3 tRNA genes are annotated in these 291 nt (G+C 58.4%); all 3 read right to left on the minus strand.

Going from position 1 to position 291, the window contains the following annotated elements:
- Nucleotides 1-3: 3 nt before the first annotated feature.
- Nucleotides 4-79 (minus strand) — tRNA-Glu (locus VC352_RS24855).
- A gap of 45 nt (nt 80-124) precedes the next feature.
- Nucleotides 125-200: transfer RNA gene (locus tag VC352_RS24860), tRNA-Gly, on the minus strand.
- A gap of 15 nt (nt 201-215) precedes the next feature.
- A tRNA-Glu gene (locus tag VC352_RS24865) sits at nt 216-291 on the minus strand.

Here is a 291-nt window from a genome sequence, read left to right on the forward strand (position 1 = left end):
AAGTGGCGTCCCCTAGGGGACTCGAACCCCTGTTACCGCCGTGAAAGGGCGGTGTCCTAGGCCACTAGACGAAGGGGACCTGGAACTTCGTTTGAAACCCTGCCGAAGCAGCATTTCGAAAATTTGGAGCGGGAAACGAGACTCGAACTCGCGACCCCGACCTTGGCAAGGTCGTGCTCTACCAACTGAGCTATTCCCGCATTACAGCTTGAAAGTGGCGTCCCCTAGGGGACTCGAACCCCTGTTACCGCCGTGAAAGGGCGGTGTCCTAGGCCACTAGACGAAGGGGAC

Origin of the sequence: Pseudomonas sp. C11, assembly GCF_034683865.1 — a bacterium.
In the GTDB taxonomy this organism is placed as follows: domain Bacteria; phylum Pseudomonadota; class Gammaproteobacteria; order Pseudomonadales; family Pseudomonadaceae; genus Aquipseudomonas.